The following is a 24,016-nucleotide window of genomic DNA, read 5'->3' as shown; positions in this document are numbered from 1 at the left end:
CGCACACGGCGGGTCGCTGACGAGCGGCGAGGTGCTGGCTGCTGAACACCCGCCCGGCGGTACTTTACGTCTCCGAGTGCTCGTGGGCGAACCCATTGGCGCACAGCTGATCAGAACCGTCGCTCAGCCGAGGTGGGCGTTTCGACTTGGCGCGCCACGGGTCTCGGACAGCGGCGATGTCCGGCGTCGGCCGAGTGGTGGCTGCGCACGGCGAGCCGAAGAAGAGGTCCAGTCGTGCGATCAGAGCGTCCGACGGGTGCCCGGGTGGTTATCGCCCGGGATCGCGGCGCGCGCCGGTGCGCAAGCGGTCGTTGTCCGCGTGCAGTTCGGCGTTGGCGTCTTCGAGGTCGAGGATGCGGCCGATACCCGCGAGGTTGATGCCTTCGGCGACCAACGCGGCGATGCGGTGCAGCCGGGTGAGGTCGTCGCCGCTGTAGCGGCGGGTGCCGCCATCGCTGCGGGCCGGGGTGATCAGCCCATGGCGTTCGTAGAGGCGCAGTGTCTGCACACCGACGCCTGCCAGATCGGCGGCCACCGAGATCGCGTACACCGCGCGCGCGGGATCGGGCTGCTGAGGTGGGCGAATCATCCTGCTCCTCGATACTGCTTCATACTTCTCAGATTTTCTATCGTAGTCTCTTGCATAGAACTTTCGATAGTGCTATAAAAAATCTGCACTCGCTGACATAGATATCCGCAGCCGACTACCGAGAACACAGCCGACTACCGAGAACACAGTTGGTTGGAGGTTTGGAGGTGACGATCATGCTGACGCATACCGATCCCTTCCTCGATCTGGACCGCTTGGGGCAGCAGGTGTTCGGCACAGCAGCTCACCCAGCGGCGAGACCGATCAACGCCTGACCCGCCGAACCGGATTCGCTTCGAATCGGAGTAGCGCCATGCAACCCATGGAAGCCTTCGGCGTCCGCGAACCGCTCGACACGCGGCTGTCGGTACTCGACCCCGACCTCGAACCGCTGTTCGCCGAGGTAGACGACATCTTGCGCGAAGCACTCGCGCCACGACCGGTCCCGGTGTTGCCGAAGCTGCGCACCCGTGCGCCACGGCGGCCGACCGACCTCGACCGCGATCGGCGGGCACCGAGGCTGACCGGACGGGCGCCGCCGAGAATGCGCGCGACCCAACGCGGCCCTCCGCGCCCGACCAGACCCATCCGGTTCATCTCGAACAGTGAAAGCGAGGTGATGACATAGCAAAGTACCGAAAGGTCCGCGGCGGTGATGTCGTCGATCCTCCGGCGACCAGGCGCATTCGAACACTCCGTACGACTGGATAATTCGCGCACCGCCACACCCGTGGCAAGGCCGGACCTCACGGCCACCGCCGACCGCGGACCAACCTCTCGCACAGTCACGTCTTCCTTCACCGGGACGGGCCCGAAGCGATCACCAGGGCCCGTCCCACTCCGTCCGAGCGCACACGACGTCAGGAGGTTGGCCATGACCACGATCCCTGCCCGCGACGACGCCGATTACGCCGATCAGCGCACGCTCGTCCACGACGCCGACCGCCACATCGGCCTCGACACCCGCGCCCTGCATCCGCTCGCCGAACGCGTCCGCGCCGCCTTCGACGCCGCCGACACCACCGACCGAATCGAGCAATCCGTCCGCATCCCGCTACCCGATGAAGACGAATACCCCCTCGCCTACTGACACCACCACCATCGAGTCCCCGGCTGGCGCCGCGGCACCGCGCCCGTACACCCGCACCCTGCGACAGCCGATACCCCGGCGACACCGCGGCAACGGAATCACCGAACACCCATGGCACTCCACCACATCCCCCAACACGCACTCGCTCTGCTCACCGGGCTCGCCCTGCTCGCCGCCCTCGGCGCCGCGCCGATCACCCTGCTCCTGCTGACCGCCACCCTCGGCTGCGCAATCCTCGCCGCCGTCCTGCGAGAACCACGCCCGACCACGCGACCACACGATTGCACCGGGCCCGGCCTCGTCACCCGCGATCGGGGAAAGACCGAAGACCAGCCCGCACGGTGACCGTCCGACCTAGGCGGATACATATATCGAGCTACCGGGAACAAAACCGTTCACCTGTACACATATAGTCGTCATACTGAGGAAATACGACGAGTGGAGTGTCAGTGACGGAGCCGGGTTCTGCGCTGCTGGTGCGGGCGTTGGAGGCGAACGCGTCGCATACCTCAGAGTCGGTGCGGGCGGTGACCGCCCAGCTGATCCGTGAGGGCGCACTCGCCGCGGGTGCGCGCTTGCCGACGATCAGGGAGCTCGCGCAGCATTGCGGGCTGAGCACCCGCACGGTCGTCGCCGCCTGGGGCGAGTTGCGCAAGGAAGGCCTGATCGCCACCAACCGCCGCGGTGGCACGGTGGTGGCCGCACGCGACGAGATACCCGCGGGCCGGGCGCTCGCGGACCGGGATCTGCTGACGGGCAGTCCCGATTACGCTCTGCAACCGGATCTGGCGCCCGCGATGCTGGCCGGGTTGCATACCGATCGGCTCAACCGTCCCGGACGCGACTACATCACCGATCGCCTGCGCGACGCGGTGGTCGACGGCTGGCCTTTCGCGGCCGAGGCGTTCGTCGCGGCGGGTGGCGGTTCCGAGGGGCTGTTTCTCGCCGTGGACGCCGCCGCGCCCGCGGGCTCGCTCGTCGCGGTGGAAGAGCCGGTGATGCCGGGCTTTCTCGACACCCTGGCGGACGTCGGATACGAGGTGGTCGGCATCGAATCCGACGAGCAAGGGGCCCTTGCGGATTCGCTGGCCTCGGCGCTTCGGCGGGAACCATCGGTGGTGGTCCTCCAGCCGGAGGGCGGATACGCCGCGTGCGGGGCGCTGTCAGAGGAAAGGGCGGCGGAACTGGCCGAGGTGTTGTCGTCGGCCAAGTCGATGCCGTGGATCGTCGAGGACGACGCGGTGGGGCCGCTGGCCCGCACCCAGGCGCCGTCGCTCGGGCGTTTCTTTCCCGAACGCAGCGTCCGAGTGCGCAGCTATTGCAAGGCCTACGGAATGGATATCCGGACCTGTGTCATCGGCGGGAGCGCGGCGCTGGTCGACCGAGCCATTCGCGCCCGGGTGCACGGCATCGCCGCCAACAGCCGAATCCTGCAAAACGCGTTGGCGCACTTGATCGACGACCGCGAGACGGCCGCGTTGATCGATACCGCGCGCCGGCGCTATGCGGCCAGGCGGGCGAGCTTGCTGTCGGCCTCGAGCGAGCACGGCGTCACCGCACGGTCCGGCGTCAACAGCCTGGTGGTCTGGGTGGAGGTCGCCGACGAGCACGGTGCGCTGCTCCGGTTGGCGCGGCACGGGATCGTCGTCGGGTCGGGCGCGAAATCGCATGTCACCCCGCCCCGGCCGGGCGCGGTGCGGGTGGCGGTGCCACAGTTGCCCGATGACACCGCCGCCATCGCCGAACTCGCCCGGCTGCTCGCCGAAGCCGCTGGAGCCGCGAACCGAGAGTTCTTGGACTGACGGGGCGATCACCGGACCGACAGCGGCTCGAGCCGGCGAGAGATCACGAGGTCGGCAGCGGGGTCAGGTGCGGGGCGATCTCGGCGCTGACGCGGTGCAGGCAGTCGAGATAGCGGGAATGGTCGACCGCGAGCGGGATGTAGAACAACACATCGGTGGCGGCGACAAGGTCGGGGTCGGCGCGTAGCCGATCGACGATCTGCCCGGCGGTACCGAAGCGAATCCGGTTGTCCGCCAAGAACCGCCGTCGATCGGATTCGCCGTGCAGTTCGGGATAGAAGGCGGGGCTCGAGCGAATGTCGGTGTCGAGCAAGGCAAGCGCGTCGCCTTCGCTGTCCGCGGGCAGCACCGCCACGCTCGACCCGATCCTCGGGGTGGTTCGGCATTCGGCCAGGTAGGCGTCGACGAGCTCGCCGACGCTGCCACCGGCGCGTGCCTGCGAATTCCCGTGGGGCAGCAGGCCGTCGCCCGCGGCGCCCGCGCGGCGAGCGGTATCGATGTTCCCGGTGGACTGCCAGATCCGGGAGCGCAGTGTTCCCGGTGGTGGGTAGAGGGCGATGTCATCGGTGACGCGGCCGTCGGCGAGTATGCGTTGCAGAGCTGCTACCCGATCGGCGTAGAGCGATTCCCGGTCGGTGTCGGGAACGCCGAATCCGGCGTAGCTGGCGGCGGAATGCCCGAACCCGAGCCCCTTGCCGACGCCGAGTTCGAGTCGTCCGCCGCTCAGCGCGTCGGTGACCGCGGCATCCTCGGCCAAGCGCACCGGATGCTCGAACGGCAGCGCCACCACGCCGGTGCCGAGCCGAATCCTGGTGGTGTGCTGGGCGGCCGCGGCCACGAAAGGGAACACCGAGGGCAGGGCGGCGTGATGCGCCTCGAAATGGCGAGTCGCGAACCAGATCGTGTGGTAGCCGAGTTGTTCGGCGCGCACGCTGATCTCGATGGTGCGCCGGTAGACCCCGGCGGCCGGTGGGCCGCTGCGCAGCTGCACGAACAACGAGGGAATGGTCACAGCCCGTAATGTCCTCTCAGCGTGGCGGTCTCGTACTCGCTGCGGACGATGCCGCGCCGCCGCAGCAGCGGGACGACGTGGTCGACGAAATCGGCCAGCCCGCCGGGCAATTCATCGATCATCAGATTGAATCCGTCGCAGGCGCCGGACTCGAACCAGTCCGCGATGAACCCGGCCACCTGATCGGGTCCGCCGACGACCTTCGCGTGCACACTGCCGGAAGCCAGCAGGCGCGCGGCGCCGCGGGTATCGGCTCCGCTGGATCGGACGTATTCGAGCAGCACCGCGCGCTGCCCGCGCGAGCCCGCGTCGGCGTTCTCGTCGGGGATCTTGTCCCACGGGAACGGTGCGTCGAGCTCGAGCACGTCGGGTTCGACACCGAGCCGATCGGCCAGCTGGACCAGCTGGACATCGTCGGGAATGAGGTCGATGAGTTCCCGTTCCCGTTGCCGGGCCGCGGCTTCGGTGTCGCCGAGCACGATGATCAGGCCGGGAAGCAGTTTCACACTGTCGGGGTGACGCCCGGCTGCCTGGGCTCGCGACCGGAGATCAGCGCGGCGTCGGGTCGCCGATGCGGGATCGACGTGCGCGGAGTACACCGCGTCGGCGGTCCTGGCGCCCAGTTCCACACCGTGCGTCGAGGCGCCCGCTTGGATCAGCACCGGCCTGCCATGGGTCAACGGCGGCGCTTTCAACGGTCCGGCTACTCGAAAGAACTTGCCGTCGTGATCGATCGGCCGCACGATCGCCGGATCGAGGTAGCGACCGGTCGCCTTGTCACCGGCGATCGCGTCGGCGGGCGCCGAATCCCACAGCGCGGTGACCACATCGATGAACTCGGCGGCGCGCGCGTACCGCTCGGATTTCGGCAGCGCCTGATCCATCGAGTAGTTGAGCGCCGCGGCATCGCCGCCGGTGACGACGTAGTTCCAGCCGACCCGTCCGCCCGATACGGCGGACAGTGCCGCGAATGAGCGGGCCAGATTGTAGGGGTCGTTGTAGGACGTCGTCGCGGTGACGATCAGACCGATATGGCTGGTGCTCGCGGCGATGACGGCTTGGGCGACGAAGGGATCGAGCAGCCTGCTCGGCGCATTCCAGTCCTTGGCTTGGAGATCCGGCGAATCGGCGAGGAACACGGCGTCGAGCAGGCCGCGCTCCGCTGTGCGTGCCACATCGAGATAGTGCTCGATGCCGACGAAATGCGCCGCGGGCTGCGCCGCGCGCCGCCAAGGGCTGCCGATCGCACCGCCGGGTATCAGGTTGGCGTTGAGGATGACATGTCGTGGATGGTCGGCCATTGCGGTCTCCTGGTGATCAGGCTGACGGGATGGGTCGCGGCGCGGCGGATTCGCCACGGACGAGCGGGCGGGCCGGATCACCGGCCCATTGCGACAAACCGCCGGGATACAAGGCGATTTCGATGCCGAGGGTGGCGAGGACGAAGACTTGCAGGGCCGCGGCCATCGCGCTGCCGCAGTACGTCGCGGCGGTCGTTCCCGCGGTGAGGCCGAGGTCTTGATAGCGGGTACGCAGGCTGTGCTCGTCGCGCAGCAAGCCGCGCTCGTCGAAGTCGTCGAACACCGGTGCGCTGACGGCAGCGGGAATGTGACCGGCGAACTCGCCGTCGCCTCGAAAGTGTTCGCGCGGGCGGGCGTCCAGGAGCACGCCGCGCTCGGGCAGGGCCGCCACGGCGGGGGTATCGATGACGGGAAGTCCGGCCGGTTGTGCCGTCGTGGTCCCCGGTGCGGCCGGTTCGGCGCCGGAAACAAAGGCGCCTCCGGCTTCGCGCCACGCTCGCAACCCGCCGTCCAGGATCCGGACGTCGGGCAGTCCTGCCCACCTCAGCACCCACCAGGCTCGGGCGGCGGGCACCGCACGGGAGTCGTCGTAGACCACGACCGTGCTGTCGGAATGGATGCCCCAGCGACGTAGTGCGGCGGTGAGGGTTTCGGTGTGCGGGAGTGGGCGGGCGCCGGAGTACCGGGAGGCGGCGCCCGCCAGATCCGCGTCGATGTCGACGAACCGCGCGCCGGGCAGATGCCCGCGCCGGAAACTGGTCCGATCCGGTCCGCCCGCGCCGACCCGCACGTCGAGCAGCACCAGCCGCTTCGGCGGATCGTCACGTAGCCGGCCTGCGGATATGAGATGGGCGGCGCGTTGGCCGGACATCGGGCTCCTTTCGGCGGTTCGGGTGCAGCGCGCTGCCGAGGATATGTATCCCGAAGCCTGGAACACATAATTCGAGTCTTCGTGACTTTTTGTGTTCACGGCAGCGTGTTTGCGCTTTTATGTTTTCCCCGCCGGATCGTCGGACCCGGCACATTCGAGCGGGAGGGCTGCTGTGGGAGTCGTGACGAGCCGCATCGTGGACGCCGGATGGTTGCGGTCCCGTCTGTCGGATCCGGGCATCGTCGTCATCGAGGTGACGAACACGCCGGGGTTCGAGCCGGACCAGAGCACCATCGCCGGTGCGCGCACCGTGTACTGGAAGGATCTGCTCTGGCATCGTTCGCGCCGCGAGTTCGCGTCGGCGCGGGTGCTCGCCGACCGGCTGCACGCGCTGGGCGCGGACGCGACGTCGACGGTGGTCTTCGCGGGTGAGCCGACCCAATTCGCCGCCTACGCGATCTGGGTGGCCGCGGCAGTCGGTGTCGGCGGCGATCTGCGGTACCTGGACGGCGGCTTGCCTGCCTGGCGCGACAGCGATCCGGAGTTCGATCCACGGGCGGCCGTCGCCAGGTCGCATGCGCCCGTCGCCGCACCGCTCCCCCAGCTTCCGCCCCGCCACGACGAGCTCGTCGTCGGCCGCGACGAGGTGCGCGCCGCGATCGAATCACCCATCGCGATCGTGGATCTGCGCTCGCCGGAGGAGTATTCGGGCCTGCGCGTCGCGCCGCTCACCGAACCGACCGATCACGGCGCCGAACGGGCCGGGCACATCCCGGGCGCGCTGAGTCTTCCGGTGCAGGATCTGCTCGACGAGCACGGTCTGCTGCGGCCGGTGGCCGAGATTCGCGAGCGCGTCGCGGCACTCGGCATCGAGCGGGCCGAGAAGGTCATCGCCTACTGCAGGCTGTCGCATCGCGCCGCGCTCGGCTGGCTGGTGTTCACCGACCTGCTCGACGATCACCGGGTCCGCGTCTACGACGGTTCCTGGACCGAATGGGGCAGCCTGGTCGGCGCGCCCATCGAGGACTGAGCCGTGAATACCTACCGACACAACGTGTTTCGTCGCATCGCAGGTGTGATCTTGTCCGCGGTGGCGATGATGTGGGCCGCCGTCACGCTGGCTTTCCTCGCGGTGCATATCGCCCCGGGAGATCCGGTCACCGCGATCATGGGCGAATCCAGCGACCCGACCCTGCGCGCGCGGATCGAACAGGACTGGGGGCTGGACCGCCCGCTGATCGCGCAGTACGGGCACCATCTCGCGCGGCTGCTGCACGGCGACCTCGGCTATTCGTATGTGCGCGGCGAACCGGTGACCGACATCGTGTTCGGGGAGCAATTGCGCACCAGTGCCCAGCTCGCCGGATTCGCCTTGCTCATCGCGGCCGTGCTCGCGCCGCTGCTGGCCGTCCTCACCGCGGGCAGGCGCGATGTGTTCAGCCGATCTGTCACCACCGCGGAGATCGTGGTGGCCTCGGCGCCGCCCTTCTGGACCGGTCTGATCTTGATCTGGGTCTTCGCCTTCACCTTGAAGGTGCTGCCGGTGACCGCGGGAAACGAGTTCCAGCGCTTGATACTTCCCGCCGTCACCCTGGCCCTGCCGATCGCCGCGGTACTGGCGCAGGTCATGCGGGAGGGTATCGAACGCGCGCTCGAGCAGCCGTTCGCGCTCACCGCCCGATCCCGGGGGATCAGCGCCACTCGCCTGCGCCTACGGCACGGACTGCGGCATTCGCTGATACCGGCCGCGACCCTGGCCGGATGGGCCGTGAGCGGGCTGCTCACCGGCACCGTGGTGATCGAGGAGGTCTTCGGCCGGGCGGGGGTCGGACGGGTGACCGTCGAGGCCGTCACCTACTCCGATGTCCCGGTGGTTCTCGGCGTCGCGCTGCTGGCCGCCGCGGTCTACCTGACGGCCACGGTGATCGTCGACATCGCCTGTCTCTGGATTGATCCACGCCTGCAGGAGGCCGCATCATGACGACGACAGCCGCGCTGCGGCAACGGTTTACGGTACCCCTGACGAAACGGCCCGCCGACGTGTGGGTCGCGGCAGCGGTGCTCGCCCTGGCCGTACTCGCCGCGGTCGGGCCCGCGCTGATCGCCTCCGGCGATCCCTTGCAGACCGATTTGGTCGCCGCGCATCGGCCGCCGTCGGTGGCGCACCCGTTCGGTACCGATCAACTCGGCCGCGATGTGTTCACCCGCGTCGTACACGGCGCTCGGTTGTCGCTGTTCATCGGGGTATCGGCGACGGCGCTCGCGGTGCTGATCGGTGTGACGCTCGGCCTGGTGGCCGGTGTCGGCACCGGAGTCGTCGACGCGATCGTCTCGCGCACCTTCGATCTGCTCGGCGCCTTTCCGGAGATTCTGCTCGCCCTGGTGCTCATCACCTTCACCGGCACCGGCACGCCCAATCTGGTCCTCGCGATCGGAATCGCCGCGGCGCCCCGATTCGCGCGGGTGATACGTGCGGAGACCCGAGCCGTGCGCGGCAGCGAGTACGTCGCGCAGGCGGGACTGCTCACCCGGTCGCGGCCGCGGATCGTGGTCCGCCACATCCTGCCGAACGCGCTGCGGTCGCTTCCGGTCGTGGTCACCCTCGGCCTGGGCACCAGCATTCTCGGTGCCGCGGCATTGAGCTTCCTGGGTTTCGGGCCGAAACCCCCGGAGCCGGAGTGGGGTTCGATGCTCGCCGAGGCGCATGGCGATCTGCGCATCGCGTGGTGGACGGTCGTATTCCCCGGCGCCGCCATCACCGTCGTCGTCTTGGCGACCACGGTGCTCGGCCGATACGCGGGTCATCGCTTCGAACGAAGGGCACAGCCATGACGCTCACAGCACCATCCGCGAAAGGCGCCGACATCGTGCTGCGAGTGCGCAACCTGCGCGTCGGCTTCGCCGGAAGGGCGGGCGATATCGTCGACGGAGTCGGCTTCGACCTTCGGCGCGGCGAGATCCTGGCGATCGTCGGCGAATCGGGCTCGGGCAAGTCGGTGACCACGCGCAGCCTCGTCGGGCTCGCCGGCGACGGCGCCCGGGTGCGCGCCGACCGATTCGAATTGTTCGGTACCTCGGCGCTGGAACTGACCGAACGGCACTGGCGTGAGATCCGCGGCGCGCGAATCGGTCTGGTACTCCAGGACGCGCTCGTCGCGCTCGACCCGCTGCGCACCATCGCCGACGAGATCGGTGAATCGCTGCGCGCGCTGCCGCGCCATCGACGCGGGACGCGGATCGACCAGCTGCTGACCTCGGTCGGTATCGCCGATCCCGAAACGCGCAGGGGCCAGCGGGCATTTCAGCTGTCGGGCGGTCAGCGTCAGCGAGCGCTGATCGCCTCCGCGCTGGCCGGTGATCCGGACATCCTCATCGCCGACGAGCCGACCACGGCGCTCGACGTGACCGTTCAAGCGCAAGTTCTCGATCTGCTGGTTCGGCAGGTCGAGGGCGGTCGGTCGATGATTCTGGTCAGTCACGATCTGGCGGTGGTCGCGTCGGTGGCCGATCGCATCCTGGTGATGAAATCGGGTCGCGTCGTCGAGGCGGGACCGGCCAGGCAGGTGATCGAGAATCCCGAGCACGAGTACACCAGACAACTGATCGCCGCGGTTCCGCACGGCCGGGCCGACGCGCCGCCCCCGCCCTCCGGTGACCCGGTTTTCGCCGCCACCGCGCTGGCCAAGTCGTATCGGGTGCGCGGCCGCACGGTCCCGGCGGTCGCCGATATCGGGTTCGACGTCCAGGCCGGTGAAGTGCTCGGCGTGGTCGGTGAATCCGGTTCAGGAAAGTCGACGGTGGCGAAGATGATCACCGGGATGATCGCGCCCGACGGCGGCGAAATGCGTTTCGGCGGAGCGCCGTTGACGCGCACGACGCGCCTGCCCGGCCGAATCGGCTTGGTGGCACAGGACTCGGTCGGTTCGTTCGACCCCCGCTACCGCGTCGGCGAGATCATCGGCGAGAGCGTCGCACTGCGAGTCGGCAGGCACGATCGCCGCGACGAGGTTCTGCGCCTGTTGGCGGCGGTGCACCTACCCGCCGACAGCATCGACCGCCACCCCCGCGAACTGTCCGGCGGACAACGTCAACGCGTCAACATCGCCAGAGCGCTCGGAAGCGAGCCGAGGTTGGTGGTGTGCGACGAACCGGTCTCGGCGCTCGACATCTCGGTGCAGGCCCAGATTCTCGCGCTCATCGCCGAACTCGCCCGGACCCGCCGGGTCGGCATCGTCTTCATCTCGCACGACCTCGCCGTCATCCGGCAGATCTGTCACCGCGTGCTCGTCCTGCACAACGGCGCGATCGTCGAATCCGGTTCGTCCGACGCAATTTTCACCGCCCCGACTTCCCCGTACACCCGTGCCCTAATCGATTCCGTTCCGCGCCTGGCGGCGCAGGACACCACAGAAAGCTATTCGCTTGCGTAACCGCATCATTCGACTGTTCACCGTGCTGGTCGTCGGCATGGCGTTGGCCGCAGGCGCCTGCGCGTCGGACCCGGAGCCAGGCAGCGGCAACGATGGACCGACATCTCCCCCGCAATCCGGCGGGACCTTCACCATCGCCTTGCCGAACTACCCTCAGCGCGGCCTCAATCCGCACTACGGCGCGGCATTCGACGCCTCCCAGGTGTTGCGCAACAGCTACGACAGCCTGATCGCCGAGGACCGGAGCGAGCAGTTCCACCCGTGGCTCGCCAAAGAATGGACCGTCTCCCCGGACGGCAGGGTCTACGAATTCACCCTGCGTGAGGACGTGACCTTCCACAACGGTGAGAAGTTCGACGCGCACGCGGTCAAGGCGAACATCGATCTCCTCCGCAATCCGGACAACCCGTCGTGGACCGTGCTGGGCCTGCTGCAGTACTCGAGCGTCAGCTCGGTCGATGTGCTGGCCCCCTACCAGGTGCGCATCACGCTGAGCACGCCCCGCGCGGACTTCCTGTCCACGCTCGCCGGGCTCAGCGGCGCGATCGTCGCTCCCGGCACCCTGACCGCCGACAAACAGACCCTCACCAGCGGGACCGGGCTGGTCGGTTCGGGACCGTTCATCCTGGACAAGGCGGTCCAAGGCCAAGAGCTCACGTTCCGTAAGAACCCCGACTACCGGTGGGGCCCGGCCACCGCACGGCACCAGGGCGCCGCTTACGTCGACAAGGTCGTCGTCAAGTACATCCCCGAGGCATCCACCCGGGCCGGACTGCTGCGCAGCGGAGAGGTCGACGCGATCGGGACCGTCAAAGCCACCGATATCCCGCTGTTCGACGGCATCGACGGTTTCCAGTACGAGCAGATCGGGTCGGCGGCCGCGCCGACGGTGATCATGCTCAACCTGACCAACGGCCCCACCACGGATGTGCGGGTTCGGCGAGCCATCGCCAAAGGCGTCGATATCGCCGCGGTGGTGGACAGCCTGACCAAGGGTTCCCAGCAGCGCGCATGGAGCCTGATCTCGCCCGACAGCGCCTACTACGACGCCAAGTACGAGAACAAAGGCACCGCCGATATCGCCGCCGCCAAGACTCTGCTCGACGAAGCGGGCTGGACCGGCAAGGACGCCGACGGGTACCGCACCGACAGCGCGGGCCGCCGGTTGACCATCCGCTTGCTCGCCACCGTGCCCACCTATCCCGAGGACGATTTCCTCGAGGCCTGGCAAGCCGAGCTCCGCCAGAACCTCGGCATCCAGGTCGACTTGCAGTTCGTCGAGAACGCCCAGGTCTACGACCTGCTCGCGCGCAACCAGTACGAGGCGTTCCCCCGCCAGGTCGGCGGTCTGGATCTGTCGCTGCAATTCAACCGCGCCTACGGCTCGACCTCGCCGGACCTGAAGTACGGACAGATCGACGGGATCACCATCGGATCCATCGTCGCCGGGTCCAAGCTGGCCGATCCGGAAGTGGATCGGTGGCTCGTCGAATCGACGAAGGCGACCGACCGGAACCAACGCAAGCAGTTGTTCGACCAGATCACCGGCTATCTGCTCGACAAGGCCGTCGCGATACCGCTGTACACCGACCGCAACAGTGTCGCCGCCAGTTCCGCGATCCACAACGTGACCTCGCTGTTCGACCCGCCTCGCAACAGCGTCAATGCCTGGGCATACGACATCGCCGTCCGCTGACCAGTCTGCCGCCACATCACCGCTCCAGGAAGGCTCGATCATGACTGCCGCAACCCAAACCCTGACCTTCGATCGCAATATCCCCCGCGGCATAGTGCACCGGGAATCGATCGCCGAGGTGTTCCTCACCGACGCGCACCCGAGACCGGACGGCGCTGTGTTCGCCGCTCAATTGCCCCGCAATCACTCGTATTTCAGTGATCACCGCGGCACCGCGACCACCTACGATCCGCTCCTGCTCATCGAAGTCTTCCGCCAGGTCGCGATCTACTACGCGCACACCTTCCTCGGGGTCGCCCGCTCGGAGAAGTTCATCTTCGGCTCGGCGGATTTCGCGATCATCGATCCCGACACGCTGCGGATCGGCAGCTGCCCGGGACACTGCGTCGTCGAGGCGCGGGTGGTCGGCGAGAAGCGGCGTGACGATCAGATCATCGGACTCTCCCTCGAGATGGTCGCCGAGATCGAGGGGCACGTGGCGGCCAGGGAGGTGATGGTCTACCAGTGGATGCCCGCTCCGGTGTGGAACCGCATCCGGGTCCGCGGGCGCGAATCGCTGGGTCTGCCTGCGCAACACGTGATTCCGGAGCAGTTGCCGGTGGCGCGGATGCGGCCGGGTTCGATCGGCAGGCACAATCCACGCAACGCCATTCTCGCCAACCCGGTCCTCTCGGGTGACGAATTGACGGCGTTGACCATCATCGACACCAACCATCCCTCACTGTTCGATCACGCCCTCGACCATGTGCCGGGGATGTTGCAGTTCGAGGCGGCCCGGCAGGTCGCGATGGCAGCCGCGAACGCGCTCCTCGGACTGGACACCAGCCGCATGGTGATGCATCGGCTCGGCATCGAGTTCAGCAAATTCGGTGAGTTCGAACGGGATACGATCGCCAGGGCCACCGTCGCCGCCGTTCCCGGCAATCTCGGCGGCGCACGAGCCCAGATAAGTCTCGCCCAGGGCGAGGATGTCATCGCCGCGGGCGAAGTGGAGCTGCGGTTCCGCCCCGCCGACGTCTGGACGATGGTCCAGTGAGCGCGGCTCCGTTCGTCTGGTTCGATTTCGGCGGCGTGCTCTCACCGCCGCTCGACGAGCTGTTCCTCCGATACGAGCAGGTCGCGGGCATTCCGGTGGACCTGTTCAAATACGCGATCGCCGAGGTGGGTGCCCAATACGGGCTCGCGCCGCTTGCCCCGATCGAACTGGCGTTGCTCGACGAACGCGCCTGGGTGGGCAAGCTGCACGCCGTCCTGCGCGCCAAGGCGCCCGAACTCGATCTGTCCCGCAGCGAGCCGGATTTCGGCAGGCAGTGGTTCGCCGGCCATCAGGTCAACGGTGCGGTGCGCGACTTCGCGATCGAGCTCGCCGAGAACGGTACCCGCGTCGGGGTGCTGAGCAACAATGTCGTCGAATGGGAGCCGTACTGGCGCACCATGATCGATCTGGACGATGTGCTGAGCGCGTTGATCGATTCGTGCAAAGTCGGGTTCCGCAAGCCCGATCCGGAGATCTTCGCCCTCGCGGCCGAGCGCGCGGGCGTCGATCCCCGCCAGTGCATCCTGGTCGACGATCTCGGCGAAAATTGTGCGGCGGCACGGGAATCGGGCTGGACGGCGGTGCGATTCCGCGATGCCGGGCAGGCGATCGGCGAGGTGCGTGAGGCGCTGGAGCGATGGCCGGGTTGAGCACCGGCTCACAGGGTGGCGGCGAGGTAGCCGTCCGGCCGGACCAGCGCGGAGGTCCACGCCTGGTCCGGGGTCACCTTGCCGGTCACCACGGCGGCGTCGGCGGGACCGTCCGGTACCGGCGTGTGTTCGTCGGGCCGGATCGCCACGAACCGGCCCTCGCGCAGCAGTTCGGCGAGGGTGCGCTCCCGGCCCCCGGCCTCGGTCACCACCAGATCGTGCTGGAAGCCGCGTTGGAACTGGCCGCTGATGAGCTGGGCGAGGGCATCGTGGATCGCCGGGACCGCGAGCATGGCCACGACCGCATCGCGCAGCTCCGGCGTCCGCGGGTTCATCATCCGCGACTGCAGCACGGTGTTGCCGACCACCGCCGAAGCCACGGCGACGCGTTCGCGCGAATAGTCGTCGAGGATCTCGGACCGGTCGCGTCCGGTGATCACGCGGGCGAGCCGCCAGCCGAGCGCGAACGCGTCCTGCATACCGGTATTGAGGCCTTGGCCGCCGAGCGGGTAGTGACTGTGGGCGGCATCGCCTGCCAACAAGAGTCGTCCGTCCCGAAGGCTGGTGCGGTAACGGCCGTGATCGCTGAACCGGGTGAGGTGACCGACGCCGCTCAGCGCGGGGGCTGCGCCGAGCACGTATTCCAGGCGTTGCCGGTACTCGGCCACGGAGGGTTCCGGGCGGTGGTCGAGGGGACCGCTGAAATCCATCGCGATGATCCGAGCCGGGCCGTACGGGTTCGGATTGTGCATGGTCCATCCGGTGGGCGTCGGATTCCAGCCCGGCGGGATTTGCCCGGGCGTATCCGAGAATGCGAGCCCGGCAAGGGCATTCATGGTCGCGGGATAGACGCGCGCCGGGAAGTCGCCGGTGCGGGCGACGAGGCTGCGGGCGCCGTCGGCGCCGACGACGTATTCGGCGCGGATCCGAAGGAGACCGTCGTGGCCGTCGGCGTCGGCGACCACGACGTCGTCACGGACCTCGAGCGCGGAAACGGTGTGGCCGCGCAGAATCCGCGCGCCGAGGGCGCGGGCGCGTTCCTCGAACGCCGCCTCCAGCCGCGCCTGCGGAATGCCCGCGATCGGAGCGGGCTCGACGCTCGGCGCGCTGATCGTCAGCACGGGCTGGGCCGCGAACTGGAACGGGGTCCGGCGTACTCCGTGCGGGTCGCGTCGAATCGTCTCGGGGTCCGTCGACGGGAGGTATCCGCGGCGCGCCAGCAGCGAGAGCGAGCGGGCGTGCACGGTGCCCGCGCGCGGGCGAATGTCGAGCTCGGTGCGGGTTTCGACCACGACGGCCCGGATCTCCTGCAACGCCAGTTCGGCGGCCACCAGCATGCCGACCGGGCCGCCGCCGACCACCAGAACATCGGTGTCGACGACGGAATCGGGAGTGCGCGAGGGGGGCCGGGACGCCGTGGTCATCACATTCTCCTGGGGCGAGGTTGTCGGAGGCCGGTCCGCGACAGCGGTTGTACGATCACCATCGTAGCTACTACGATCATAGTAGCTAGCAGTCGGGTAGTACCTGTCGCACGTTCCACAAGTCCTCTCACCCACCGTCACAGGGGTATTCATGTCGACCGTCACCGCCGAAACCGAAACCCAGAGCGCGCCACCCAGTAGCGCGACGCTGCCCGTGGTTCTCGCCGCTCAGTTCGTCACGCCCATGGCCATCGCGGGCACCGCGATCGCGCTACCGCTGATCTCGCGCGATCTCGGCTCGAATCCCACTGCGCTGCAATGGGTTGTCAACGGCTTCAATATCGCCTTCGCGCTCACCACGCTGCTGTGGGGCGCGGCGAGTGACCGCATCGGGCACCGGCGCACCTTCGGGATCGGGGCCGCGCTCGTCGTCGCGGGCAGCGTCGGCAGCGTCGTGGCTCCGAACTTGCTCGTGCTCGACTTGGCCAGGGTGATCGCCGGTGTCGGCGCCGCGGCGATCCTGACCGGCGCCACCGCGCTGCTGTCGACCGCGTACCAAGGGCCGCAACGTATTCGGGCCTTCGCTGTCTTCGGCACGGTCAACGGTTTGGGCCTGGCGCTCGGTCCGACCATCTCCGGCCTCTTGATCTCGCTGCTCGATTGGCGGGGTGTGTTCGTGGTGCACGCGGTGATCCTCGCGGCCGCGGGCATCGGTACACGCGTGCTGCCCGCCGCGAAACCCGCTGTCACCGAACACGGCCCGATCCTCGACCTGGGCCTACTGCGCAATCGGGAATTCCTGGCGATGTGCCTGGTGCCGGTCGCCGGCTCGATCGGCTTCGTCACCCTGCTGACCTATTTGCCCTCCGCGCTCAGCGGCATCACCGACCTGTCGGCGGGAACCTCCGGGTTGCTCATGCTCGCCATGACGATCCCCGTCTTCGTCGCACCGGTCGCCATCGGACAGCTGGTCACCCGCTTCCCGTCGCTGACCATCGGCAAGGTCGTCTACCTCAGCCTGGCCGCCTCGATCCTCGGCAACGCGGGCGTTCTCGCGCTCTCGCAGGACCGTTCGGTGGCCTGGATCATCCTGCCGATGGTGCTGCTCGGCCTCGGCTTCGGCTTGCCCATCGGGCTGGTCGACGGTCACGCGCTGTCGGTCGTGCCCGCCGAACGCGGCGGGACCGCGGCGGGCGTGCTGAACTTCTTCCGCATCGGCAGCGAAGCGATCTTCGTCGCCGGCTACGCCGTCGTGCTGTCCGCGGTCGTCGGCACCCAGCTCAGCGGATCGGCCGCCGACGACACCGCCGCGGGCCAATACGGACACCCCGACGTCTACCGCTCCGCCTTCACCACCACGGTCGGCGTGCTCATCGCCCTGCTCGTCGTGCTCACCATCCTCATCGTCGTGGTGCGCGGCACCGCACGCGCCACCGAGAACCGGGAAATCGGTTCCAGCCCAGAAGGAGTCAGCTCATGACCCACGCACTCGACGCCGTCCGGGTCGATGTCGACGGCATCGCGAACATCGCGCCGCCCACCATGATCGAACCGGTGTCGCAGCGCTCCGCCGGAGGATTGCCGCAGGTGAAATTGCCCAGTGGGCATACGGCCGTGCACGTGACCTCGTACCGGGACGTGCACGCGGTACTGACCGACCTGAGTTTCGCGCGGGCGGAAACCAACGTCGACGACGGGCCGAGCTTCCTGCCGACGATCATGCCCACGGAAATGCTGCTGAATCTGGACCATCCCGGGCACGGGCGGCTGAAAGGCTTTGTGGCGTCGGCCTACAGCGCCGCCACGATGACCCGCCGGGTGCCCGCGGTCCACCGGGTCCTCGACGACGCTCTCGCCGAACTACGGGCGCAGCGGGCGCGGGGGTCGGCGGATCTCGTTGGCGCGCTGCTGGATCCGGTGACCATCGGAGTCAATGTGGACTATCTCGGCATACCGACGGCCGATATCGCTTATTTCCGGCATCTTTCGCGAGAGATGCAGCTGGCCCACGACACCGATATCGACCAGCTGCTCGCCGACTTCTGGACGCTCTATCACTACCTCGAGGATCTGATCGCCCGGCGGCGCGAGCTGCGACCCGGCCTGATCATCGACCTGCTCGAGGCGCGTGAATCGGTCTCGCCGCCGGTTTCCGACGCGGAGTACGCGGCCATCCTGCTCGGATCGTTGGTCGGCGGTGATCAGAACATCCTTTCGGTGATCACCAAGATCGCCTATGTCGCGCTCGCGCGACCGGAGCTGTGGCAGTACCTGGTGCACAACCCGGACGCCATCCCCACCGCGGTGGAGGAGTTCCTGCGGTTGCTGCCGCTGGGCCGGATCTCGACCTTCCCCCGGGTCACCACCCGCGAGATCACGCTGACGCGGGGCGTGCTGCACCCCGGCGACATCGTGTACGCCGACGCGCATTCGGCGAATCGGGATCCCGAGGTGTACCCGGATCCGGCGGTCATCGATCCCGCGCGCGACGGGAAGCGGCACCTGCAGTTCGGGTACGGCATGCACCACTGCATGGGCGCGGCCATGGCGCGGATGGAGATCACCGAGGTGCTGCGCCGGCTGGTCACCGAGCTACCGACGCTCGAACTCGCGGTTGCGGAGCAGGAAATACCCTGGGAGACCGGCGTTCTCGTGCACCGGCCGACGTCGCTCCCGGTCACCTGGTAGCGGGCTGGACCGGATGACGACCGCGGTCGGCGTCGAGGATCGCTCCCAGCAGCCCGGGGAACGCCCGCTCCATATCCTCGCGCCGCAGCTTCGTCATCCGGCCGTTGCCGACATCCCGCTGCCAGATCAACCCCGCCTTGCGCAGCACCCGAAAATGATGCGTCCGGGTCGACGGCGCCCACGGCATCCCGAACACACTGCAGAATTGCTCGGCGCCCTCCGGCTCGGCGTACAACTGCGCGATCACACTGCGCCGATTGTCGTCCGCGAGAGCGGCCAGCACCGCGGAAAGATCGAACTCCTCGAGATCGGGATGTCCATCGGCATCGGCCACGATCCCATTCCTTTCCGCCACGGCAGCTTTTTGACGGCTGTCATACCTATGACAGCCATAGTACCTACCGCGTCGACCTGCCAACTCGGGCGCGCGCCGGGCTCAGGTGCCGTGTCCGGCGCTGTTCGGCGCGGTGGACGAGCGCGTCGACGATGCGTTGCCAGGCCGGTGATGCCTCGGAGATCCGGGAGGAGATCAGTTTCCGGGTCGTCGGCCCGGCGTCGTGCTCGTGTTCGATCTCCCAGGCGTCGAGGTCGTCGATGAGCTGGTTCAGGCGCGGATCGTGCGGGTCCCAGTCGAAGGCGTGATCGACCGCGAGATACAGGCGCATCGTCTCGGGGTCGTCGAAGTCGGCGTTCTTGTCGCGAATCCGCTGGGGCATGGCTTCCGGATCGAGTGCTTGCAGCAGGATCCAGGAGTCGCGCTCGAGGAGCACCCGCTGTTCGCTGACCCCGAGACCGCGCATGCGGTTCAGGATGGCGACCACCTCGGGTGGCAGAACAAGCCTTTCGCCGCTTGCCAATTCGGCGATCCGGGCGCGGTATTCGGTGAGTTGGTCGATCTTGCGCCGCAATTCGGCGTCGACATCGGTGATGGCCGCGGCGAATTCGGTGGGCCGCGCGTGTAGCAGCGCGTCGATCCTGGCCAGCGGAACACCGGCGTCGGCGAGGGTTCTGATCCGGATGAGGTCCACCGCCGCTTGCGCGCTGTAGCGGCGGTAGCCGGAGGCATCGCGCTCGGGCTCGGGCAGCAGGCCGACGTGATGGTAGTGGCGAACGGCGCGCACCGTCACGCCCGCGGTCGCCGCGAGCTGGCCGATCGTGAGCACCGTCCTCCTCGGGTCTACGCCGAACATGATCGCGTCGAGTGTAGGCGGCATGGCTTGTCGGTGAGATCAGCGGCGAGCCGCCCGTGCGAGGACGTCGCGGATCGCCTGGACCACGGCGTCGGGACGGTCGAAGCAGAGCCGATGGTGCGCGGTGTCGGAGAGAACGCGTTGTTCCCCGTGCGAGACCGCGCTCACCAGGGCCGCGTCCATGCGCCTCCTGCCGGCTCGCATCTGCCGCTGCGTCTCCGCCGGCTGGGCGGGATCGGCGCCCAGCGCGCTGAGCGCGACGACCGGAACATCAGGGAGGTTCGGTCCGGCCCGCAGTTCGGTGGCCAGTTCGGTCAGATTGCTGCGCTCGGCTATGCCGACCCGGATCCATTCGTCGCTCTCCTTGGCCTCGATCAGCGAGCGCCGGACGTGCTCCGGGTAGTCCGCGAGCAACTCGGCGCGCATCGCGCGCAGCACGGGGCGCAGCTGCTCGAGCTGCTCCGGATCGGTGCCCATCCGCTCGGCCGCGGCCAGCCGCATCGCGGGCGGCATGAAGTCGTCCCAGTCGCGGTGCAGGCCGTCCAACCAGACCAGTCCGGCCACGTCTCGCGGGTACAGCTGCGCGAACCGATGCGCGTAGAAGCCGCCCAGCGAGTGTGGCGCGAGAACATAGGGAGCGGGGATGTTCTGAGCACGCAGCAGCACGCGCAGTTCCGTGGCGACCGCGGCGGCGGTGCGCGGCAACGGCACGGGGTCGCTGTAGCCGGTACCCGCGCGGTCGTACACCACCGCGGTGGTGAATTCTGAAACCTGCTGCTGCACACCGAGGTAATCCAGTCCGACCGCGCTGGCGCCCGGCAGGAACACGACGGCGGGGCCGCCACTCCCCGACCGATGCACGAAAACGCGGCGGCCGTCGACTTGCTGGAACCCACCGACCGGCGGAGCGAGCCGTGCCGAGGGGGTGCTGTTGTTCGTCATGCGACAAGCCTCCAACCCTGACGCACGGTCAAGGTCAAACCCCGGTGCGCGGATACCGCGAGAGATACGCTGGCCGGGTGGAGGTCAGCCGAATGCTGGAGGGCCGGGGCGCCTTCCAGGTGGCCGCCGAGCACGTCGTCCAGGCGCCGCCTGCCTTGTTCGGCGGGTTGGGGGTTCGGCGAGCGTTCGGATTCGACGTCGACCAACCGGAGCCGGTGCGACGCAACAAGATTCCCGGTGGCACCGTGAAGATCGTGTGCGCGCTCGATGGCACCGTCGACGGCGTGCGCCGTGATCCGTCGGTGCTGGTGATCGGCATGCACGACCGCGGAACGACCGCCACGCATGTCGGCCGGATGTGCAGTGTGCAAATGGAGCAGCCGCCAGCGGTGCCGCTGAAGCGGTGACCGGCGTAGGGCATCTCGGCGTTCGCTACCGGGCAACCCGCCGCTCGGTGAAATCGGCGTCGCGGTGACTGCGGGCCACCATCGCCGAGCGCAGGTACCAGAGTCCCGAGGCCTGGGTCGGGTCGAAGTCGATGAGCTGACCGATCCGCTTGAGGCGGTAGTCGACGGTGTTGGTGTGCACGTGCAGCAGGCGCGCGGTGCGCTGGCGGTTGAGGTTGGTGGCGATGTACATCTGCAGGGTCTCGAAGAACTCCGGATACTCTTCCAACGGATCCAGCAGCGAACCGAGGAAATCGCGGGCCGGGCCGGGACGGGTCAGCTGATACTCCAACGCCATGTCGTTGAACCGATACAACCCGGTGTCGAACCGCAAGCGCTGCACGATGTCCAGCAGCTCGTGCGCCTCGTCAGCGGCCTCGGGAATGCGCCGCAGCCCGGCCTCCACCGCGGTCGCCCTGATCGGCGTCTGAGCCGCGTCCGACAGCCACTTCACCAGGAAATCCAAGGTGTCGTCCTCGAATTCGTTGGCGGGCAGCAGAATCGTTCCTCCGTCGACGCTCAACAGCGAGAGCGCGCGTTCCCCGCATCGGGTCGCCAGTTCCGCCTGCACCCGGCGCAACTTGCGCCGCGCCACCACCTTCGGATCGAGCTTGGGATTCGCTTCGTCGCGGTGCGGCGGAATATGCAGTGCCAGAATGTGATAGGCGTCCGCGATCGGGACGCCGCACTCGCGGGCCATGGTGGAGGTGCTGTTGCCGCCGAGCAGCGCCGAGGTGAGCGTGTGCACCGCCGCATGGTGTTCGCTGACCACGGCTTTGAGCTCTCGCACGTAGGCGACCGACACGGTCGCGCCGATGGTGTCCAGGATATCCATCAGCCGCCGTGCGACATTCAGCAAACTCTGCTGGTCGCTGGTCGTCGCCTTGGCCAGGACCATATCGAAGCCGAGTTTGACACCCGCGTGGATGGCGTGCTGGATCGTGTCGATCGGAACTCCCTCGCGCGCCCACTGCGCGGCCGCCACGCCGACCCGCCCGATCTCGGCATCGATGTCGTCACCGCCGTCGAGCATCCGTGTCGCCAGCTCCAGGCACACACGCGTTACCGCGGCGACATCGCCGTCCAGCGCGTCACCGGGCAGGGTGTTGCACGGTACGACCGTCTCCAGGAAGTGACCGACCATCCGCTCCGAGATCGTGCGAACGTCCCGCAAATGCGTCGATACGGGACGACCTGACACCGTTAGGTCCTCGGCGACCTGCTCTGCGGACATCGAACCTCCCGCTGCTAGAACACGTTTCCCCACCGTATCCTCGCGAAACCCCACTCCCGCCACCTCACAACCGACTTTGTGGCAGCTGGGCGACTTCCCGACTTCCTTTGTCTCCCAGGACATATTGGTAGGACCCGCAGTCTCAGTAACTGCTTCGGCGCGCGAGTACCTATTGGCTTTACGTGTACTCTAATCAATATATGAGGAAGAAGATCGGAGAGGTGAGTGACCGAACCACCCCCGCGGCGAACCTACGATTCCCTGCGGCGACACGCTCAGGCGCAGCGCACGCGGGTGGAGATCGCCGACGCCGCTCGTCGGCTGTTCGTCGCGCAGGGCTGGGCGTCGACCACCGTGCGCGATGTGGCGCGCGAGGCGGGCGTTTCGGTGCCGACGGTCTATGCCGCGTACGGCAACAAGGCGGGCCTGGTCTGGGCGCTGGTGGACGCGGCCGACCTGTCCGCCGATCTCCCCCGCCTGCTCACCGAATTGGACGAATCCACCACGCCTGAGCGGCAACTCGCCGCAATGGCTGGCTACGACCGTCGGCTCCTCGAACGCGCCGGTGATCTCGTCGCGTTGATCCGCGAAGCCGGTCGCACCGAGGCCGATTTCGCCACCGTCTACGCGCAGGTCCGCCGCACGGCCGACCGGGTCCGCGCCGAGGTCTTCGAGGCTTGGCCGGATGACGTCCTGCGTCCCGGCGTGGACCTGTCCACCGCCCTCGACGTCTACGCCGCGCTGTGCAACATCGACGTCTACGCCACGCTCACCGTCGAACGCGGGTGGCAACCCGACCAGGTCGAGCGGTGGTGGAGCGAGGCGCTGGTCCGTCAACTGCTGCGCGGATGAGATCTCCTACTTCGAACCGAAATCACCGAAGACGAAAGGACATTCACCATGCCTGATCAGGGCGTCACCTTCATCAATGTGATCGAACTACCCGCCGACCGCATCGAGGAATTCGTCGAGCAGTGGCGCGAACGCGCGGCTCTCATGCGCGAAGCACCCGGATTCCGCGATGTGCGACTGCACCGAGCGCTGATGTCCGACACTCGATTCCAGCTGATCAACGTCGCCCATTGGGACAGCGTCGAGGCGTGCGAGGCCGCCGGACTCAACAAGACGGTGGTGGCCTCGGTCGCGGAGGCCGAGAAATTCGCCGACGCGAACCCCGGCCTCTATCACGTTGTCGCCGAATACCTCTGAACTCACCGACCCGCGGTGGTCTCGCACGGCGAATAGTCACCCGAGGGCGCGCGCTCCTCGGTGTTCTCGATGTAGTCGAGCAGCGCCTGTCTCGTCCGGGTCAGCGTGGCGATCTGCTCGTCGAGTCCGGCGAGGCGGCCGCGCAGGGTGTCGAACAACTCCGGGCACGGTACGAGATCGGCGTCCTCGCCGGTGATGCACGGCTGGAGGTAGCCGATCTCCTCGGTCGACAGGCCCGCGTCGAGGAGCTTCCTGATCTGCGTCACCGTCACCACCGAGTCGTCGGCGTACTGCCGGTAGCCATTGCTGCCGCGGTCGGGTTCGAGCAGCCCCTGGGCTTCGTAATACCGCAACTGATGGGCGTGGACCCCGGTTCGTCTGCTCAGTTCGCCGATCAACATGGCGC

26 protein-coding genes are annotated in these 24,016 nt (G+C 68.0%); 16 read left to right on the top strand and 10 right to left on the bottom strand.

Annotation, left to right across the window (positions count from 1 at the left end):
* Window positions 1-268 precede the first annotated feature (268 nt).
* Complete coding sequence (locus ABZV58_RS10220; protein ID WP_354999800.1) at window positions 269-589, bottom strand: helix-turn-helix transcriptional regulator; 321 nt, start codon at window positions 587-589, stop codon at window positions 269-271.
* Between the two features lie 313 nt (window positions 590-902).
* Between ABZV58_RS10220 and ABZV58_RS10215 the strand changes: the two genes are divergently transcribed.
* The 4 genes from ABZV58_RS10215 (at window position 903) to ABZV58_RS10200 (ending at window position 3,481) form a co-directional block, all read left to right on the top strand.
* Window positions 903-1,217, top strand: a complete 315-nt coding sequence (locus ABZV58_RS10215; protein WP_354999799.1) for a hypothetical protein — start codon at window positions 903-905, stop codon at window positions 1,215-1,217.
* A gap of 246 nt (window positions 1,218-1,463) precedes the next feature.
* Complete coding sequence (locus tag ABZV58_RS10210) at window positions 1,464-1,679, top strand: hypothetical protein (RefSeq protein ID WP_354999798.1); 216 nt, start codon at window positions 1,464-1,466, stop codon at window positions 1,677-1,679.
* A gap of 111 nt (window positions 1,680-1,790) precedes the next feature.
* Window positions 1,791-2,024 carry a hypothetical protein gene (locus ABZV58_RS10205; RefSeq protein WP_354999797.1) on the top strand — a complete coding sequence of 78 codons (234 nt, stop codon included), beginning with the start codon at window positions 1,791-1,793 and terminating at the stop codon, window positions 2,022-2,024.
* A 104-nt stretch (window positions 2,025-2,128) separates the two neighbouring features.
* Window positions 2,129-3,481: an aminotransferase class I/II-fold pyridoxal phosphate-dependent enzyme gene (locus tag ABZV58_RS10200; protein ID WP_354999796.1), complete on the top strand. Its 1,353-nt coding sequence runs from the start codon at window positions 2,129-2,131 to the stop codon at window positions 3,479-3,481.
* 43 nt (window positions 3,482-3,524) lie between these two features.
* Here ABZV58_RS10200 and ABZV58_RS10195 read toward each other — a convergent pair whose 3' ends face one another.
* The 3 genes from ABZV58_RS10195 to ABZV58_RS10185 are packed head-to-tail and all read right to left on the bottom strand — an operon-like array spanning window position 3,525 to window position 6,665.
* The gene (locus ABZV58_RS10195; RefSeq protein WP_354999795.1) at window positions 3,525-4,493 is read right to left on the bottom strand and encodes an LLM class flavin-dependent oxidoreductase; all 969 of its coding nucleotides are present in this window, start codon (window positions 4,491-4,493) and stop codon (window positions 3,525-3,527) included.
* Window positions 4,490-5,794, bottom strand: coding sequence for an NtaA/DmoA family FMN-dependent monooxygenase (locus ABZV58_RS10190; protein ID WP_354999794.1), 1,305 nt, complete (start codon window positions 5,792-5,794; stop codon window positions 4,490-4,492). Before ABZV58_RS10190 ends, ABZV58_RS10195 begins: the two co-directional genes overlap by 4 nt.
* Window positions 5,795-5,810: 16 nt before the next feature.
* Window positions 5,811-6,665 carry a rhodanese-like domain-containing protein gene (locus tag ABZV58_RS10185; protein WP_354999793.1) on the bottom strand — a complete coding sequence of 285 codons (855 nt, stop codon included), beginning with the start codon at window positions 6,663-6,665 and terminating at the stop codon, window positions 5,811-5,813.
* Window positions 6,666-6,846: 181 nt separating this feature from the next.
* Between ABZV58_RS10185 and ABZV58_RS10180 the strand changes: the two genes are divergently transcribed.
* Genes ABZV58_RS10180 through ABZV58_RS10150 form a run of 7 tightly spaced genes read left to right on the top strand, consistent with a single transcriptional unit; the run spans window position 6,847 to window position 14,477 of the window.
* Entirely contained in the window at window positions 6,847-7,695 is an 849-nt protein-coding gene (locus tag ABZV58_RS10180; RefSeq protein ID WP_354999792.1) for a rhodanese-like domain-containing protein, read from the top strand.
* Between the two features lie 3 nt (window positions 7,696-7,698).
* A complete protein-coding gene (locus ABZV58_RS10175) occupies window positions 7,699-8,646 on the top strand; it encodes an ABC transporter permease (RefSeq protein ID WP_354999791.1) in 948 nt (315 codons plus the stop codon).
* Window positions 8,643-9,497: an ABC transporter permease gene (locus ABZV58_RS10170; RefSeq protein ID WP_354999790.1), complete on the top strand. Its 855-nt coding sequence runs from the start codon at window positions 8,643-8,645 to the stop codon at window positions 9,495-9,497. Before ABZV58_RS10175 ends, ABZV58_RS10170 begins: the two co-directional genes overlap by 4 nt.
* On the top strand, window positions 9,494-11,095 hold the full coding sequence (locus tag ABZV58_RS10165; protein ID WP_354999789.1) for an ABC transporter ATP-binding protein: 1,602 nt from the start codon (window positions 9,494-9,496) through the stop codon (window positions 11,093-11,095). The genes ABZV58_RS10170 and ABZV58_RS10165 overlap by 4 nt, the downstream gene beginning before the upstream one ends.
* Window positions 11,088-12,791: an ABC transporter substrate-binding protein gene (locus tag ABZV58_RS10160; protein WP_354999788.1), complete on the top strand. Its 1,704-nt coding sequence runs from the start codon at window positions 11,088-11,090 to the stop codon at window positions 12,789-12,791. Before ABZV58_RS10165 ends, ABZV58_RS10160 begins: the two co-directional genes overlap by 8 nt.
* 40 nt (window positions 12,792-12,831) lie before the next feature.
* The gene (locus tag ABZV58_RS10155; RefSeq protein ID WP_354999787.1) at window positions 12,832-13,827 is read left to right on the top strand and encodes an AfsA-related hotdog domain-containing protein; all 996 of its coding nucleotides are present in this window, start codon (window positions 12,832-12,834) and stop codon (window positions 13,825-13,827) included.
* Window positions 13,824-14,477 carry an HAD family phosphatase gene (locus tag ABZV58_RS10150; protein ID WP_354999786.1) on the top strand — a complete coding sequence of 218 codons (654 nt, stop codon included), beginning with the start codon at window positions 13,824-13,826 and terminating at the stop codon, window positions 14,475-14,477. The genes ABZV58_RS10155 and ABZV58_RS10150 overlap by 4 nt, the downstream gene beginning before the upstream one ends.
* Window positions 14,478-14,485: 8 nt before the next feature.
* Here the strand turns inward: ABZV58_RS10150 and ABZV58_RS10145 are convergent, their stop codons facing one another.
* On the bottom strand, window positions 14,486-15,901 hold the full coding sequence (locus ABZV58_RS10145; protein ID WP_354999785.1) for an FAD-dependent monooxygenase: 1,416 nt from the start codon (window positions 15,899-15,901) through the stop codon (window positions 14,486-14,488).
* A gap of 151 nt (window positions 15,902-16,052) precedes the next feature.
* Between ABZV58_RS10145 and ABZV58_RS10140 the strand changes: the two genes are divergently transcribed.
* Both ABZV58_RS10140 and ABZV58_RS10135 read left to right on the top strand, forming a co-directional pair.
* On the top strand, window positions 16,053-17,381 hold the full coding sequence (locus ABZV58_RS10140) for an MFS transporter (RefSeq protein ID WP_354999784.1): 1,329 nt from the start codon (window positions 16,053-16,055) through the stop codon (window positions 17,379-17,381).
* Complete coding sequence (locus ABZV58_RS10135) at window positions 17,378-18,589, top strand: cytochrome P450 (protein WP_354999783.1); 1,212 nt, start codon at window positions 17,378-17,380, stop codon at window positions 18,587-18,589. The genes ABZV58_RS10140 and ABZV58_RS10135 overlap by 4 nt, the downstream gene beginning before the upstream one ends.
* On the opposite strand, the gene ABZV58_RS10130 is transcribed toward ABZV58_RS10135, so the two are convergent.
* The 3 genes from ABZV58_RS10130 to ABZV58_RS10120 all read right to left on the bottom strand — a co-directional run bounded on the left by ABZV58_RS10130 (window position 18,579) and on the right by ABZV58_RS10120 (window position 20,721).
* Window positions 18,579-18,923 (bottom strand): helix-turn-helix transcriptional regulator, encoded by a 345-nt coding sequence (locus tag ABZV58_RS10130; protein ID WP_354999782.1) that lies wholly within the window; start codon window positions 18,921-18,923, stop codon window positions 18,579-18,581. The genes ABZV58_RS10135 and ABZV58_RS10130 overlap by 11 nt on opposite strands.
* 64 nt (window positions 18,924-18,987) lie before the next feature.
* On the bottom strand, window positions 18,988-19,803 hold the full coding sequence (locus ABZV58_RS10125; RefSeq protein ID WP_354999781.1) for a MerR family transcriptional regulator: 816 nt from the start codon (window positions 19,801-19,803) through the stop codon (window positions 18,988-18,990).
* 15 nt (window positions 19,804-19,818) lie between these two features.
* Window positions 19,819-20,721, bottom strand: a complete 903-nt coding sequence (locus ABZV58_RS10120; RefSeq protein WP_354999780.1) for an alpha/beta hydrolase — start codon at window positions 20,719-20,721, stop codon at window positions 19,819-19,821.
* Window positions 20,722-20,798: 77 nt separating this feature from the next.
* Between ABZV58_RS10120 and ABZV58_RS10115 the strand changes: the two genes are divergently transcribed.
* On the top strand, window positions 20,799-21,128 hold the full coding sequence (locus ABZV58_RS10115) for a hypothetical protein (protein ID WP_354999779.1): 330 nt from the start codon (window positions 20,799-20,801) through the stop codon (window positions 21,126-21,128).
* Between the two features lie 25 nt (window positions 21,129-21,153).
* Here ABZV58_RS10115 and ABZV58_RS10110 read toward each other — a convergent pair whose 3' ends face one another.
* Window positions 21,154-22,401 (bottom strand): helix-turn-helix domain-containing protein, encoded by a 1,248-nt coding sequence (locus ABZV58_RS10110; protein ID WP_354999778.1) that lies wholly within the window; start codon window positions 22,399-22,401, stop codon window positions 21,154-21,156.
* Between the two features lie 225 nt (window positions 22,402-22,626).
* Here ABZV58_RS10110 and ABZV58_RS10105 point away from each other — a divergent pair, with 225 nt between their 5' ends.
* Together ABZV58_RS10105 and ABZV58_RS10100 are read left to right on the top strand one after the other, a co-directional pair.
* Window positions 22,627-23,253 (top strand): helix-turn-helix domain-containing protein, encoded by a 627-nt coding sequence (locus tag ABZV58_RS10105; RefSeq protein WP_354999777.1) that lies wholly within the window; start codon window positions 22,627-22,629, stop codon window positions 23,251-23,253.
* 48 nt (window positions 23,254-23,301) lie between these two features.
* On the top strand, window positions 23,302-23,610 hold the full coding sequence (locus ABZV58_RS10100; protein WP_354999776.1) for an antibiotic biosynthesis monooxygenase family protein: 309 nt from the start codon (window positions 23,302-23,304) through the stop codon (window positions 23,608-23,610).
* Between the two features lie 2 nt (window positions 23,611-23,612).
* On the opposite strand, the gene ABZV58_RS10095 is transcribed toward ABZV58_RS10100, so the two are convergent.
* A complete protein-coding gene (locus tag ABZV58_RS10095; RefSeq protein ID WP_354999775.1) occupies window positions 23,613-24,011 on the bottom strand; it encodes a MerR family transcriptional regulator in 399 nt (132 codons plus the stop codon).
* Window positions 24,012-24,016: the final 5 nt, after the last annotated feature.

It is taken from the genome of Nocardia sp. NPDC004654 (genome assembly GCF_040609595.1).
Classification (GTDB): Bacteria; Actinomycetota; Actinomycetes; order Mycobacteriales; family Mycobacteriaceae; genus Nocardia.
The sequence above is the reverse complement of the archived record's forward strand: the minus strand, read 5'-3'. Positions and strand labels throughout refer to the sequence as shown.